General features: G+C 40.2%; 11 protein-coding genes and 1 pseudogene. 5 read left to right on the forward strand and 7 right to left on the reverse strand.

All coding sequences use genetic code 11. From position 1 onward, the window contains the following. The first annotated feature begins 27 nt into the window (after positions 1-27). On the forward strand, positions 28-1314 hold the full coding sequence (gene hisD / locus EXN75_RS03245) for a histidinol dehydrogenase (RefSeq protein ID WP_022111488.1): 1287 nt from the start codon (positions 28-30) through the stop codon (positions 1312-1314). A 47-nt stretch (positions 1315-1361) separates the two neighbouring features. After that, positions 1362-2399 (forward strand): histidinol-phosphate transaminase, encoded by a 1038-nt coding sequence (hisC, locus tag EXN75_RS03250; protein ID WP_134842752.1) that lies wholly within the window; start codon positions 1362-1364, stop codon positions 2397-2399. A gap of 62 nt (positions 2400-2461) precedes the next feature. Here the strand turns inward: hisC and EXN75_RS03255 are convergent, their stop codons facing one another. The 7 genes from EXN75_RS03255 to EXN75_RS03285 form a co-directional block, all read right to left on the reverse strand. Continuing rightward, on the reverse strand, positions 2462-3952 hold the full coding sequence (locus EXN75_RS03255) for a glycoside hydrolase family 10 protein (protein ID WP_134842753.1): 1491 nt from the start codon (positions 3950-3952) through the stop codon (positions 2462-2464). 19 nt (positions 3953-3971) lie between these two features. Continuing rightward, on the reverse strand, positions 3972-4610 hold the full coding sequence (locus tag EXN75_RS03260) for a trimeric intracellular cation channel family protein (protein WP_408005916.1): 639 nt from the start codon (positions 4608-4610) through the stop codon (positions 3972-3974). 51 nt (positions 4611-4661) lie between these two features. Next, on the reverse strand, positions 4662-5936 hold the full coding sequence (locus EXN75_RS03265) for a replication-associated recombination protein A (RefSeq protein ID WP_134842754.1): 1275 nt from the start codon (positions 5934-5936) through the stop codon (positions 4662-4664). 114 nt (positions 5937-6050) lie between these two features. Continuing rightward, positions 6051-7301, reverse strand: a complete 1251-nt coding sequence (locus EXN75_RS03270; RefSeq protein WP_134842755.1) for a TolC family protein — start codon at positions 7299-7301, stop codon at positions 6051-6053. Positions 7302-7305: 4 nt separating this feature from the next. Next, positions 7306-10434, reverse strand: coding sequence for an efflux RND transporter permease subunit (locus EXN75_RS03275; RefSeq protein ID WP_134842756.1), 3129 nt, complete (start codon positions 10432-10434; stop codon positions 7306-7308). A gap of 49 nt (positions 10435-10483) precedes the next feature. Next, positions 10484-11665: an efflux RND transporter periplasmic adaptor subunit gene (locus tag EXN75_RS03280; RefSeq protein ID WP_134842757.1), complete on the reverse strand. Its 1182-nt coding sequence runs from the start codon at positions 11663-11665 to the stop codon at positions 10484-10486. 136 nt (positions 11666-11801) lie between these two features. Then, positions 11802-12224, reverse strand: a complete 423-nt coding sequence (locus tag EXN75_RS03285) for a hypothetical protein (RefSeq protein WP_134842758.1) — start codon at positions 12222-12224, stop codon at positions 11802-11804. Positions 12225-12547: 323 nt separating this feature from the next. Here EXN75_RS03285 and EXN75_RS03290 point away from each other — a divergent pair, with 323 nt between their 5' ends. The 3 genes and pseudogenes from EXN75_RS03290 to EXN75_RS18110 form a co-directional block, all read left to right on the forward strand. Further along, positions 12548-14077 (forward strand): GH25 family lysozyme, encoded by a 1530-nt coding sequence (locus EXN75_RS03290; RefSeq protein ID WP_246031275.1) that lies wholly within the window; start codon positions 12548-12550, stop codon positions 14075-14077. A 172-nt stretch (positions 14078-14249) separates the two neighbouring features. After that, positions 14250-15122: a sigma-70 family RNA polymerase sigma factor gene (locus EXN75_RS03295; protein ID WP_022110325.1), complete on the forward strand. Its 873-nt coding sequence runs from the start codon at positions 14250-14252 to the stop codon at positions 15120-15122. A gap of 45 nt (positions 15123-15167) precedes the next feature. Continuing rightward, positions 15168-15345 (forward strand): annotated as a pseudogene (locus EXN75_RS18110) (IS982 family transposase); the annotation flags it as partial.

Consider the following 15345-nt stretch of genomic DNA (forward strand, 5'->3'; position numbering starts at 1 on the left):
AAAAGTAAATTATTAATAATATAAGGAATGAAGGTAATTTGTTATCCTGCAAAGGAAGAATGGGACGAATTAGTGAAGCGTCCGCACCTGGATGTATCAGAGCTTAATGCTACTGTAGAAGGTGTTCTCAATGATGTTAAGAATCATGGCGATAGCGCTGTTATACGTTATGAAGAGAAATTCGACCATGCGCATTTGGACTCTTTATCTGTATCTGATGCAGAAATGGAAGAGGCTGAAAGCCTGGTTTCTCTTGAGCTGAAGCATGCGTTGGAGTTGGCCCATCATAACATTTCTTCATTCCATCAGAGCCAGCAGTTTCATGGAGAAAAGGTGGAAACAGTCTCTGGTGTGACTTGTTGGCAGAAAAGTGTTGCTATAGAGAAAGTTGGCCTCTATATTCCTGGAGGTACGGCTCCTCTCTTTTCTACGGTCCTGATGCTTGCAACACCAGCCAAGATAGCCGGTTGTAAGGAAATCGTACTTTGTACTCCTCCTAACAGAGAAGGCAAAGTGAATCCTGCCATCTTGATGGCGGCTAAGATTGCTGGTGTGAGCAAGATATTTAAAATCGGTGGCGTTCAGGCGATTGGTGCGATGGCATATGGCACAGAGAGTGTTCCTAAGGTATATAAAATCTTTGGTCCGGGCAATCAGTACGTCATGGCTGCTAAACAACATGTTTCTTTACACGATGTGGCTATTGATATGCCTGCGGGTCCTTCTGAAGTATGTGTTATTGCGGATGAAACCAGTAATCCTGTGTTTGTTGCTGCCGATTTGCTTTCTCAGGCTGAGCATGGTGTTGATTCTCAGGTTTTCCTGATTTCTACTTCTGAAGAGATGATTGAGAAAGTGAAGGAAGAGGTGGAAAAACAACTCGAACAATTGCCGAGAAAGGAGATGGCTGCCAAGTCTTTGGATAATTCTAAACTTGTCTTGGTGAAGGATTATGATGAGGCCATTGAACTCAGCAATACTTATGCGCCTGAACATTTGATTATCGCCACTCGCAATTATGATGAATTGGCGGAGAAAGTGGTAAATGCCGGTAGTGTATTCTTGGGACAGTATGCTTGCGAAAGTGCTGGTGATTATGCCAGTGGTACCAATCATACCCTTCCTACTCATGGTTATGCGCTGGCATATAATGGCGTCAATCTGGATAGTTATAACCGCAAGATTACGTTCCAGCATTTGACTGATGAAGGTATCAGAAGTATCGGTAACGCTGTTGTTGTTATGGCTGAAAACGAACAGTTGGAAGCTCATGCCAACGCGATGCGCGTGAGAGTTGATGAAGTTGGCAAATAGTTTTGTCCATTTCGACTTTTTAATTTTAGAATCTATTTTATCGAAATATGAAAGAATTAAAAGAACTCTGTAGAGCCAATATTTGGAACCTTTCTCCTTATAGTTGTGCAAGAACGGAATTTTCTGGTAAGAAAGCTCACAACTTTCTGGATGCCAACGAGAATCCGTATAATGATCCCTATAATCGTTATCCAGATCCTTTCCAGACGGATGTGAAAAAGGTCTTGAGCAAGATCAAGGACGTGCCTGTGGAGAATATATTTTTGGGAAATGGAAGTGATGAGGCTATTGACTTGGTGTATCGTATCTTCTGTAATCCGGGAATAGACAATGTGGTTGCCATTGCTCCTACTTATGGAATGTATCAGGTATGTGCTGACGTGAATGATGTGGAATACCGTCAGGTGTTGCTGGATGAAAATTACCAGATTACGGCAGATAAGTTACTGAGTGCTTGTGATGACCATACGAAGGTTATCTGGATTTGTAGTCCGAATAATCCTACGGGCAATCTGATCAATCCAGAAGCAATCGTTGGTGTATTGCAGCGTTTTGATGGCATCGTAGTCTTGGATGAGGCTTATAGTGATTTCTCCAGTATTCAGCCATTCAGATCATACTTGTCTAAATTCCCTAATATGATCGTGCTCAACACCATGAGTAAAGCCTGGGGTTGTGCTGCTTTGAGATTGGGTATGGCTTTTGCCAGCAAGGATATTATCGATTTGTTCAACAAGGTGAAATATCCTTATAATGTGAATTTACTTACTCAGCAACATGCCCTGGAGGTTTTGAATGATCCATATCAGGTGGATGAATGGGTGAAGAATCTGTTGCAGGAAAGAGGTAAGATGGTTACGGCCTTTACAGAACTTCCTATCTGCGTGAAAGTTTATCCAACTGATGCCAATTTCTTCTTGGCGAAAATGACGGATGCGCAGGCTATATACGATTATTTGGTTGATAAGGGTATCATCGTTCGCAATAGAAATAGAGTGCAGCTTTGTGAGAACTGCCTGCGAATTACGATCGGTAAAAAGAGTGAAAATATAGAATTGTTATCAGCTCTTCGACAATATCAATAAAAATATAAGAGGGTGTGTCATGAACTTATGGCACACCCTCTATTTTTAATGAAAAGTATAGTTTAGAATTTGATTTTCTTCTTCTTGCCTTTACTTTCGTTGCCCACCCTGTCTAATGCGGTTACAATGTAGGTGGTTTTACCATCCTTGATGTATGGTACTTTCACGTTGGAATCGTAGGTGATCTTGATGATTTTGGATGCATCGTTTAAGTCAACAGGCTCACCTTCCTTAAATTGATAGACAACAAATCTATTGGCCACATCACCCCATTTTTTTCCTTTAGGAGCCTTCCAATTCAACATCGGTCCCTGCTCTGTCCATTTCAGTTTCAGACTTCTGACGGCTTTTGGACTTTTATTATCCAAGAAAGTCATGAGAGGTGGTAATGCTGGATATTTCCAATAGAAATCTCTCAAAGTATGACCGATATTTCCCACATTGTCGGCTGCAGTCTGAGCGTACCACAACACAGTGCCCTTTACATTCTGCATTTGCTGGTGCAACTTGTGCTTGGCAGGAAGCTGATGACTTCTTGGATTTGCAGGGTCAGCAAACTTGGCTGTTCGTTCAATGTCTTCGCCAATAAACAAAGGTCTTTTACCTGCATGTTTGTTCCACCAGGTAATCAGGGTTTTATAATCAGCAGCCTTATGTCCGATTTCCCAATACAACTGAGGAACGCAGTAGTCTATCCAACCGTTATTCACCCACAAAAGTACATCGGCATAAAGGTCATCAAAATTCTGCAAACCATTCGTTTCAGAACCATTCGGATCATTTCTTTTATTGCGATAAATACCGAAAGGTGAAACACCGAATTTTACCCAAGGTTTAATATGATGGATGGTCTCCCCTAATTGCTTTACGAATCTGCTTACATTATCTCTTCTCCAATCTCCAATCTTCCAATAACCATGAGAGTTCTGCTGAAACAAGGCTTGGTCTGGAATCTGTTTGCCTGCTACTGGATAAGGATAGAAATAGTCATCTATATGGAAACCGTCCACATCATATCTGCTGACGATGTCGGCTGCCACTTTGCAGACATAATCTGCAGATTCTTGCAAACCAGGATTGAGGAGCACTAAATTATCATAGGAAAAGCATAATTTAGGTTGTTTGACAACAACACTGTTCTTGCTAACTTGTGACATGCTTGTGGATCCATGTTTGGCGCGGTATGGATTGATCCAGGCATGAATTTCCATTCCTCTTTTATGGCATTGTTCAACCATCCATGCCAAAGGGTCCCAATAAGGATTCGGAGCCTGTCCCTGGATTCCTGTCAGGAATTTACTCCATGGTTCCAGTTGACTCTCATAGAGGGCATCACATTCCGCTCTCACTTGAAAGATAATGGCATTGACACCATCTTTTTCCAACTCGTCCAGTTGCTTGCTGAGCATAGTCTGGATCTGTTGGGTGCTTTTGCCCATGAATTGACCATTGACACATTGGATCCATGCGCCACGGAATTCACGTTTGTTTTGTGCTGATGCGCCCAATGTAAGGAAAAGGGCCATCGCAAAAATGATTAGATTCTTATACATCTTGTTTTATATTATTTGTTTATTCTTCATCTCTTAATTTTGGCAGAGAAATATGGTATTTTACTGCCAAGAATCGGATTGCGCAAACGATAGCAAATGTGGCAATGACCGTGATATAGAGGCTAACCTGCAACCAGCTCAGCAACCAGTATGTGAGTCCTCCCACCACACAAGCCATAGCGTATATTTCCTTTCTGAAGATCACTGGTTCTTCGTTGAGCAGCACATCTCTGATCACTCCTCCGGCAGCTCCCGTAATGCATCCCATAATGATAGCAACCCAAAATGGGAAGCCACATTCCAATGTTTTTTGAATACCCGCTATATTGAATAGGGCCAAACCGAGTGTGTCGAATAAAAACCAAGTAGCATCCAGACGTCTGAGATAATGGTGGCATACTATTACGACACACTGTGCAAATAGCGTACATATCATGTATATCGGACTTAGCATCCAGAAAGGTCTTACACCTAACATGACATCTCGTATGGTTCCTCCTCCTATTGCCACAGCAATGCCGCATACAAAGCCTCCCAGCCAGTCGTAATGTTTGCTGGCTGCAAGTCTTATGCCTGACAATGCAAAGGCAAATGTTCCTATGAATTCTATTACACGTTGTAGTGTAATGACAAATTCCGGGTCATGATGGATTATCATTTCATTATTCTCCTACTAATGTTTTTGTTATATTTTGATTGATTGAACGTATTATTCCTTGAATCTATCTCCCCAACAAGTTACCATCCAATTATATAATTTCTCTTCATTAGGAGAGTGCTGCGCATGCCAGAATCTCTCATTTTGAATTTCACTCGGAAGATATTGTTGGCTGGTGAAGTGCCCAGGATAGTCATGTGGATATTTATATCCGTCATGGTAGCCCAATTCTGCCATTAATTGGGTTGGAGCATTTCGGATATGCAGCGGAACAGGAAGATTTCCCGTTTCCCGCACCCTTGCTATTGCTGCATTGATGCCTAAATATGCACTGTTACTCTTAGGACTGGTGGCCAGATAAACCACCGCTTCGGCTAATGCAATCCGTGCTTCAGGCCATCCTATTTTCATGACCGTATCAAAAGCCGCATTTGCCAAGAGTAAAGCATTCGGATTGGCAAGTCCGATGTCCTCGCTGGCACTAATGACCACTCTTCTTGCAATGAATTGCGGGTCCTCTCCTCCTTCTATCATTCTTGCCATCCAATATAATGCGGCATCAGGATCACTTCCCCGGATACTCTTGATGAAAGCAGAGATAATGTCATAATGCATTTCTCCCTGTTTATCATAGGCAAGAGGATTTTGCTGGAGTTCCCTTTCTACTACCTCGTCTGTGATGATTATTTCATCCGAAGAGAAAGAATTCACGATCAATTCCAAAATATTCAGCAGTTTGCGGGCATCGCCACCACTATACCTTAGCATTGCACTCGTTTCCTTCAACGTTATGTCTTTCTCTTTGAGAACAACATCTTTATGGATCGCTCTTTCAAGAAGCCCCTGTAAGTCGTCTTTCCCTAAAGGTTTCAGAACGTAAAGTTGGCACCGGGAAAGTAAAGGCCGTATTACCTCAAAGGAAGGATTCTCTGTGGTTGCTCCGATGAGGGTAACGATGCCTTTCTCTACTGCTCCCAATAATGAGTCTTGCTGACTTTTGGAGAAACGATGGATTTCGTCAATAAACAGTATAGGAGAAGCGGAGTCAAAAAAACGGTTGTTTTTGGCTCTTTCTATCACTTCCCTGACATCCTTTACACCGCTTGTCACAGCGCTCAAAGTATAGAAAGGTACTTTGAGCGTGTGAGCGATAATTTGTGCCAATGTTGTTTTGCCTACACCAGGAGGTCCCCAAAGAATAAAAGAGGAAATTCTTCCTGCATCTATCATTTTACGGAGTATGGCTCCTTCACCTACTAAGTGTTTTTGGCCAACGTAGTCGTCAAGAGAACGTGGTCGCATTCTTTCTGCTAAGGGTTCACTCATTGTCTTTACAATTTATGATATGTTTCCAAATATGAGAATACAGTGTTTTGTATGACTTGTATTCATTGCGTCTGTCGTCATGAGATTTCATCTATCATCATATGGATGTCTGCCTCATTTCTTTCCTTCAGAAGAAATCTGGTTCCCCATCAGTTTTTGTAATTCGATGACGCTTTGATTATAGTCATTGATTGCTGCAGCTTTCTTCATGTAGAAGTCAATGCTGTTGTTCAGCGCTTCAACATATTCAATATATGATATTTCGCCATTTTCATATTCTGCCTGGCTCATTTCTTCCAGTTTCTGGTTGTTTTGCTTGCCTTCCTCCTGATAATATTTCATTCGGACAAATGCTTCATTGCACTTACTCAAACATGCATGATATTCTTGTTGCTTATCCAACTGCTCTTGCTTGATTTCATATTCTGCAATTTCTTTATCTTTTTTGGCAGCCTTGATTCGGGCTTTGGTTGCACCATAAAAGAGTGGAATCCCCACTCCAACTTCAAATCCCATAAAGTTGCCTCCTTCAAACCTGTTTCTGTTGACATGATATGGATTCCATGAGGAGATGACCATCTGGTTGCGAAGAGAAAGACTGAGAGAGGGTGCATAGCCGTTTTTTGCTACGCTGACTGCTTTGTCTGCTACAGTAATTCTGTCTTGCGCATATTGTCCTTCTGGAGTAAGCTGGTAGTTGAAACTGTTTTGTACCCAATCCAATGCTACTAAATTCTGGTCTGCAGGTTTGATGGGTTCATTACTATTTACCAAACCGGATAATAGGAGTTGCTTACTTTCGATTCCGCTGAGGACATTCGTCATCTCCAACTTGTTTTCACGGTGCATCCTATTGGCTGAAAGTAATTCCAGTTGGCGTGTTTCTCCTGCCTTGAATCGCGCTTCAGCTATTGTCCGATAACGGTTGAGGATGCTGTCCTGCTTGTTGAGAATGTTTAAACGTTCATATTCATATATCAACTGATAGTAATTGCTTTTAATCTGATAAATAAGTTCAGACAATACTACATTCTTCTTACTCTTTTCAGCTTGAGTTTCCGCTTTTAATTGCTTGTTCTTTGCAATATAAAGAGTTGGAAATTCTATACTTTGAGTGAGGGAAATGGAATTGTCCGTACTTCCGCCAGATGTAGGATCCTGTGACAGCGTCAAATCGGTTTTGTCAATATCCCATGCTGTGGCCTGAAGGTTTTTGGCACGTTCTATCGACTTGTTTGCTGCAAGAATCTTATAATTCTTTTCGTATGCCATATTCAGGCATTGTTGTAAATTGAGTACTTTGTGTTGTGCTTGCATATTGCTACACAAACACAACAAAGTAATATATATTATTGCTCTTTTCATATAACTATTTCTTAGTAAACGTTTTGTAAATTGCCGGTAAAACCAACAAAGTCAATAATGTAGAAGTAATGAGTCCGCCGATAACAACAGTAGCCAAAGGTCTTTGTACTTCAGCTCCATCTCCGTGTGACAAAGCCATCGGTAAAAATCCTAACGATGCTACGAGTGCAGTCATTAATACAGGGCGGAGTCTGATCATGCAACTGTCAATTATTCTTTCGTGAATAAGTTGGGTGTTGCTGCGCCCGGACTCTACTGCTGATGACAACTGATTCTTCTGCATTTGATTCATCTCACCGATGAGTACAATTCCGTTAAGAACTGCAACACCAAACAGGGCAATGAATCCAACTCCGGCTGAAATAGAGAATGGCATACCTCTAAACCATAATGCCCATACTCCACCAATGGCAGCCAATGGAATTGCCGAGAATACGAACAGACTTTCTCTTACGTTTTTTACTGTTGCATAAAGTAACAGGAAGATAATGATAAGCGCCAATGGCACTACTATCATCAATCGGGTAATTGCACTCTGTAAATTCTGGAACTCGCCACCATAGGTATAATAATATCCTTCCGGCAACTTCAGTTTCGCATCCAGCAGATTCTGTATTTCATCCACCGTACTCTGCACATCTCTTCCTTTTATGTTGAAACCGACATAGATACGTCGCGCACCATTTTCGTGAGAGATTTGTGCTGGAGCGGGTTCGTAAATGATATCTGCAACCTGGGTCAATGGAATCGTTTCCCCGGAACCTATTGGGATGGAAAGATTTTGGATAGATGAAACATTGCGGTCGTTATTATCTAACCTCAATACAATGTCAAATTTCCGTTCTCCTTCATAAATGGAACCGGCTATTCCGCCTGCAAATGAAGTTTCAAGCACTTGATTGATGTCATCAACGTTGATTCCGTATTCCGCCATCCGTTCATGATTATATACCACCTGAATCTGCGGTAAACCAGAAACTTGTTCCACAGATGTTCCACTTACTCCCTGGATGCCACTAATCATCTTGCCTACATGTTCTCCTAACTTGGTGAGTTCATCCAGATCCTCTCCAAATATTTTGATTGCAACGTCTTGCTTGATGCCAGTCAGCAACTCGTTATTACGCATTTGGATAGGCTGTGATATTTCAGCCTCTAATCCCGGAATCGTATGGAGTGTTTCTTCCATCTTTTCCATGAGTTCTTCTGTTGTTTCAGCGGAAGTCCATTCTGCTTTTGGCTTGAGTGAAATCATGATGTCCGCTCTTTCAACAGGCATTGGGTCAGTTGGAATCTCGGCACTTCCTATACGGCTAACGACTTGTTTCACTTCCGGATATTCAGCCTTCAGCAGTTTCTCAGCCTTGGTACAACTTTCTACCATTTGCGAGAGAGAAGTTCCTTGCGACATACTCATTTCTACGGCAAAATCCCCTTCTTCCAAACTTGGAATAAATTCTCCTCCAAGAAACTTGAATGCCACAAGACTGACACAGAACAAAGCAACGGCACCTGTTATCACGTTCTTGTTTTGTTTCAGTACCCAGTTGAGGACAGGAAGATACCATTGCTGTATTTTCTTGACCATCTTGTCGGCGAAAGTCTCTTTCTTGCTGATTTTCTTGCTTAGGAAGAGGCTACTTGCCATCGGAACATACGTAAGTGACAATATGAAGGCACCGAGTATGGCAAAAAATACAGTGAGAGCCATCGGACGGAACATCTTGCCTTCAATGCCCACTAAGGTCATCAAAGGAACATATACGATCATAATCATGATTTCACCGAAGGCTGCACTTTGCCTGATACGTGAAGCAGAGAAATGAACTTCTTCATCCATCTCGGCTTGCGTGAGGCTCGTCTTCTGAGTTTTTTGGTTGATATGGGTAACTACGGCTTCCACAATAATGACAGCAGAATCCACAATCATACCGAAATCAATGGCTCCTAAACTCATCAGGTTGCCATCTATGCCAAAGGTCTTCATCATTCCAAAAGCGAATAGCATACTGAGTGGAATGACGCTTGCAACAACCAGTCCTGCTCTCCAGTTTCCTAAGAAAATGACCAATACAAAGATGACAATGAGGCCTCCCATGATCAAGTTGTGCTCTATGGTTCCCTCAACACGCTTTACAAGATTTGTACGGTCAATGAAAGGTTCTATGATGACACCTTCTGGGAGGGATTTCTGAATCTGGGCAATTCTTGACTTGACATTTTTGCTTACTTCTTGGAAGTTTTCTCCTTTAAGCATGATAGCTATTCCGGCTACGACTTCTCCCTCGCCATTTCTCGTAACGGCACCAAAACGGGTTGCGTGACCTTCCTGTACCTTGGCAATGTCGCCGACTTTTATTGTTATTCCGTTGACATTCTTTACAGGTATATTGGCAATATCATCAAAAGTCTTGGCCACACCAATAGCACGGATATAGTATTGGTTTGAGTTTTGCTCAATATAGCTTCCACCAGTATTGGCGTTGTTCTTTTGCAAGGCGTCGAAGACTTCGGATACAGTTATGCCATTAGCATTCAATCGGTCTGTGTTGATGGCTACTTCGTACTGTTTGACAAATCCTCCCCAACCGCTCACTTCTGCAACACCAGGAGTTCCTGAAAGTTGTTTTCTGACAATCCAATCTTGGATCGTGCGAAGTTGCGTGAGGGAATACTTGTTTTCATACCCTTTCTTGGTTCGTACTGTATAGTGATATATTTCTCCCAGCGCAGTAGCGATGGGGCCCATTTCTGTAGAAGTGTTCTTTGGCAACTCTTTTACTGCGTCGTTTAAAACCTGACTTACTTGAGAACGGGCCCAATAGATATCTGCCTGGTCATCAAAGATTAATGTTATAACTGATAATCCGCTTCTGGAAATGCTCCTTCGTTCTTGAAGGCGTGGTATATTGGCCAATGCCATCTCGATAGGAGTGGTTACATATTGTTCGACTTCCTGGGCACCCAGGGAAGGTGCTTGGGTAATTACTTGAACCTGATTATCGGTGATGTCTGGTGTAGAGTCAAACGGCAATGTAGCCAACGACCAAAGTCCCCAAACTATAAGCGATATAGTGAGGAAACCTACCACAAACTTGTGCTTGATGGAACTTGTAATTAGTTTCTGAAACATGATGTCCTTTTAAATTTGTAAATTGATTAATAACTTTAATTTCCGGACACTAATCTTCTTCTCCATGATCGCCAATCTGCGATGCCAGGTAGAAAGCATTATCAGTCACTATCTTTTGTCCATTCTGTATGTGCTTGCAGAGTGAAACCTCAGTATATCCGTCATTGCTGACTCCAGTTGTCACTTCATGTCGTGAAAAACTGTATTCTCCATTTCTTGGCTGTTTATTGAGTGCAAAGATATATTGTTTTCCTTCTATATTAACAATAGCTTTGTTAGGAAGCGCAACACAAAGCTGGCGTCCGGTCGCTATTTGGCCGGATACATACATGCCATCAAAGAGGTTTGTGCCTCTGGTTGCATCAAGCTTGACATGTACAGCAACGCTTTTTGTTCCTTCGTTAAAATATTCATTCATGCCATAAACATGACCGGAGACTTTTACGCCTGGTTGATTGGTGAGTGAGAGTAATACTCGGTTTCCAATCTTTACTTTATTCAGATCTCGTTCAAAAACATTCAAGTCACATTCTACAGCATTGTTATTTCTGATTTTCATCAAAGGCGTCTGCATGTCTGCGTAACTTCCCAAAGATGCTGTAATTTCGCTTACCGTACCTTTGATAGGAGCATATAAAGGGAAGACAGTTGTAAATTTTCCCTTCGCCACAGATGCTGTAGAGATGCCCAACTGAGTCAGCTGGCGACCGATTCCTATAAGATTTGCTTTAGCCACCTTATAGTCTTTTTCAGATAAAAGCAATGTCTTTTTGATGCCAGCTCCAGAGGAAGCGAGTGTTTTCTGTCTTTCCATTTCAAGCTTCGCACTTTCCATTTCTTTATATGCAGAATAGTAGTCTTTCTGTAAAGATACGATTTCTGTATTTTCAATGGTTGCCACAACTTGCCCTTTATTGATCTGTTGTCCTTCTTTCACAGAAATTGATTTGACGACACCGCCCATCAAAGAAGCGACGTCTGCCATATTCTGGGCTCTAAGTACCAAAGTGCCGTTTACATGAAGCATTGCATCCAGTTCGCGCTTTTGTGCCTCCCCTAATTTGAGGTCAATAGCATTCAGTTGCTTGCTGGTTAAAGGAATGTTTTGAAAATCCACTTCTTCTTCCTTTTCCTCATTCTCCTCCTTGTCTGCTTTACTTTCAGAATAGAAGCTGAAAGCAAAAAATGCGATTGCAGTACATACCACAATCAAAGATATTCTTTTCACCATTTTCTTATTATTCTTTTGTTTAGTATTTGCTGATCAATCCAAGTTGCTTCTTTATAGATCAAGCAGCTTCTTTATAGATTCTGTCGCAATGAAATGATGGAATTTCATCTAAGATGCGACCGTCTTCAGTTATCAACTAAAGAAATGAAATGAAGTAAGAAAATGGAGGCCCCCGTAAAGAACTATTCACAGAAGCCCCTAATTTGATTGCCATCGTTTTTTGTTGCCATTTTGATATGACAATCTTGTAGCATGGGGTCAATTGAATAGAAGAAGGCAATAGAGCTACGAGCATATTTCCGTCGTAGTCCAGATGTTTGTATATGGATTTTATATTTTTGCCATTAGAGATAAACTGATGCATCTGGTGAATATTGCATCCCTTGTTGTCTTTCTCATGATGGGCAGTATGCTCATCATTAATATTTCCATCATATTGGCATTGTTGTTCTATAAAACAAACTTGCCCCATATGATGGTGGTGAAGTATAATGGTAGATAGCAACAAAGCGCATGTTGCTATCCACATATTTAAAATATGAGTTTTATACTTTACCATGATTGCAATATTAAGTCTGATGATGTTTCTATACGATTGCAAAGTTACTATTTAAAATTGGCATTTCAAAATTCAAAGATGTTTTTTAACTAAATCTCGCTTAATTCAGTAAAAAAACGAAAAAAAATGATGTAGTTAACGAAAAAGTTTATACTTTTGCTCTCAATTTATATAAAGGTGTTTTAATTCAATGTGCTATGTTTTGTAATGAACAGAAAAAATATCGATTAAGTGTTGCAATATTGATTGTTGTTTCACTTTTGATTTGCATATATCTGATAGCTTTCAGTTGCTTCTTTTCTAAAAAGCAGATCCAATCGGCTATGATACCTGTCAAGGTTTACTCTCAATATGAAATATTGGATGGAGGAAAAGTGGTTTATCATTTTGATAAAGATACCATTTCTGCTACTGGATATTTCTTCAATAAATACTTTTTTATCCCTTCCTGTCAAGGTCGTATTTATGCTGATTTTGATAGTACTATCTGGCAGAATAAATATAAGGATGTAAATGTGGAAAAATTGGTGCAACTTCATATCGATTCCTTGAAAACGATGTATAGTCAGTCAAAGTGGATTGATGGAGAGTTGTCTTATTATTTGAAATGTCACAATGCCAGTGATGAAGGATTCTTTCATATTTCTCAGGTTGCTTTGAAAGAAGAAAACCTTCGGGATTCTACTCGAAAGATGTTGGATTCATTAAAACATCTTTCACATAAGTCTTTGAAGATAGTTCGTCATTTGGAATTCGTTGCGATTTCTCCTTCTGGTAAGGCTAATAGAAAACAAGTTGAGAAATTAAAACATGTTGGTGGAAATGTTTTCCAATTGTTCTCAGAAACCTTACCTGAAGAGTCTTGCGCTTTGTCTTTTCATAAGTCAAAAGAATTGGCTTCTTTGAGTATTGTCCCAGTTTTGTTTGATGCCAAATTGAATTATCTTTTGGGCACAACAGGAACCTATAGTGGTGAAGTTGATTCTTTAGGATTGCCTCATGGTCATGGTGAATGGCAGGGCTTTACCGATGCTGCCTATTATCAGGGAAGCTGGAAACATGGAAAACGTGATGGTTTTGGCTTTTCTGTTGCAGATAAAAGTCAGTTACGCATAGGAGAATGGGTGCTGGATAAATACAAAGGAGAACGATTGGTTTATAGTTCTGATCGAATCTACGGTATTGATATCTCTAAATATCAGCATGTTATAAAAGGTAAGAAATATAATATCGATTGGAAACGTCTGCGTATTTCCCATCTTGGAAATATCAGTAGAAAAACAATTAATGGGGATGTTAATTATCCGATTAGTTTCATCTATATTAAAAGTACTGAAGGGGCAAGTTTATTAAATCCTTTCTATAGAAAAGACTATGTGGCAGCACGGGCACATGGATATAAGGTAGGAAGTTATCATTTCTTTTCTACTCTAACTCCTGCTACTTTGCAGGCACGTCAATTCCTTAAAAATTCATATGTCAAATCGGGTGACTTGCCACCTGTTCTTGATGTTGAGCCTACTAAAGCCCAAATTAAGAAGATGGGAGGCGTGGGTGTCCTTTTGACCAGAATGAGAATATGGTTAAGAATGGTTGAAAAAGAAACGGGTAAACGTCCTATTATTTATGTAAGTCAGACTTTTGTAAATCGCTATTTGAGCAAAGCGACTGATATAAAGCAAAAATATCAGGTATGGATTGCAAGATATGGAGAATACAAGCCTGATATCAAATTGGTTTTCTGGCAACTTTGTCCTGATGGTAGGGTTACTGGAATTCGGGGTCATGTAGATATCAATGTATTTAATGGTTATCATGATTCTTTCAAGCAGTTTATCTCTAATCTGAAGTGATTCGTAATAGGCAGTTTGTCTCTAATCTGAGGCCTCTCGTAATAAAAAATGTGCTTTTCTCCAAAAATATATCGTTAAAGTATATTAATAAAAATAACAATGATGCAATATTTTTCTTATATTTGCGTAATATTATATATACGCAATTAAAAATAGGAGTTAATAGCATAGGATGAGACAACTTAAGATTCAAAAAAGTATAACCAATCGTAACAGCGAGGCACTTGATAAGTATCTTGTTGAGATAGGTCGTGCCCCAATGGTGTCAATTGACGAAGAGATTGAATTGGCCCAAATCATTAAGAAAGGTGGTCGGGCTGCGGAAAGAGCAAAAAACAAATTAGTTGAGGCTAATCTTCGTTTTGTGGTCTCTGTTGCCAAACAGTATCAGCATCAGGGGTTGACTCTTACTGACTTAATTGATGAGGGTAATATCGGATTGATTAAAGCTGCAGAAAGATTTGATGAAACCCGTGGTTTTAAGTTTATTTCTTATGCAGTTTGGTGGATTCGACAGAGTATTTTGCAAGCAATTGCTGAGCAAAGTAGAATAGTCAGACTTCCCCTTAATCAGGTTGGTTCCTTGAATAAAGTTAATCAGGAAAGTAATAGATTTGAACAAGAAAACCAGCGTCGTCCAAGTGTAGAAGAACTTGCACAGCGCACAGGTATAGATGAGGAAAAAATCTCTCAAAGCATGGCGGCAAGTGGTCATCATGTAAGTATTGATGCGCCTTTTGGTGAAGATGATGACAATTCTATGGTTGATGTCATGGCAAGTGGAGAAGATAGTCGCACAGATAAGCATGTTGATCATGAAAGTATGGCTATGGAACTACGTCAGGTTTTGGATAAGGTTCTTAAAGACAGGGAAAAGCAGATTGTTTGTGCCTGCTTTGGAATTGGAGAAACTGAAAAAGGATTGGAAGAAATTGGAGATAAAATGGGATTGACTCGTGAAAGAGTTCGTCAAATACGTGAGAAAAGTATTACAAAACTTAGAGATTCCGGAAATGTCAAAATTCTGATGAAATACTTAGGGTAACCTGTTGGCGGAATTAAAAAACCGCCTGAAAATTAGTATATTTTTATGGAGAAAAAGTTGTGCATCTCGTTGATTTTTAGTAACTTTGTAGTGTCAAATTATAAAGTTATATATTTCACGCTATGCACAACTTGTATGCAAATTTCGTAAAAATTCTTGAGATATGCAAGGATTTCTCCAAAAATTTAGTTAATGAGCTAGGAAATATTCCTCGCCCAGGAGT

This window comes from Segatella hominis (assembly GCF_004535825.1).
In the GTDB taxonomy this organism is placed as follows: Bacteria; Bacteroidota; Bacteroidia; order Bacteroidales; family Bacteroidaceae; genus Prevotella; species Prevotella hominis.

Excerpts from the sequence above, each read along its gene's own strand:
- hisD (WP_022111488.1), top strand. The coding sequence starts at position 28 with ATGAAGGTAATTTGTTATCCTGCAAAGGAAGAATGGGACGAATTAGTG.
- hisC (WP_134842752.1), top strand. The coding sequence starts at position 1,362 with ATGAAAGAATTAAAAGAACTCTGTAGAGCCAATATTTGGAACCTTTCT.
- EXN75_RS03255 (WP_134842753.1), bottom strand. The coding sequence starts at position 3,952 with ATGTATAAGAATCTAATCATTTTTGCGATGGCCCTTTTCCTTACATTG.
- EXN75_RS03260 (WP_408005916.1), bottom strand. The coding sequence starts at position 4,610 with ATGATAATCCATCATGACCCGGAATTTGTCATTACACTACAACGTGTA.
- EXN75_RS03265 (WP_134842754.1), bottom strand. The coding sequence starts at position 5,936 with ATGAGTGAACCCTTAGCAGAAAGAATGCGACCACGTTCTCTTGACGAC.
- EXN75_RS03270 (WP_134842755.1), bottom strand. The coding sequence starts at position 7,301 with ATGAAAAGAGCAATAATATATATTACTTTGTTGTGTTTGTGTAGCAAT.
- EXN75_RS03275 (WP_134842756.1), bottom strand. The coding sequence starts at position 10,434 with ATGTTTCAGAAACTAATTACAAGTTCCATCAAGCACAAGTTTGTGGTA.
- EXN75_RS03280 (WP_134842757.1), bottom strand. The coding sequence starts at position 11,665 with ATGGTGAAAAGAATATCTTTGATTGTGGTATGTACTGCAATCGCATTT.
- EXN75_RS03285 (WP_134842758.1), bottom strand. The coding sequence starts at position 12,224 with ATGGTAAAGTATAAAACTCATATTTTAAATATGTGGATAGCAACATGC.
- EXN75_RS03290 (WP_246031275.1), top strand. The coding sequence starts at position 12,548 with ATGATACCTGTCAAGGTTTACTCTCAATATGAAATATTGGATGGAGGA.
- EXN75_RS03295 (WP_022110325.1), top strand. The coding sequence starts at position 14,250 with ATGAGACAACTTAAGATTCAAAAAAGTATAACCAATCGTAACAGCGAG.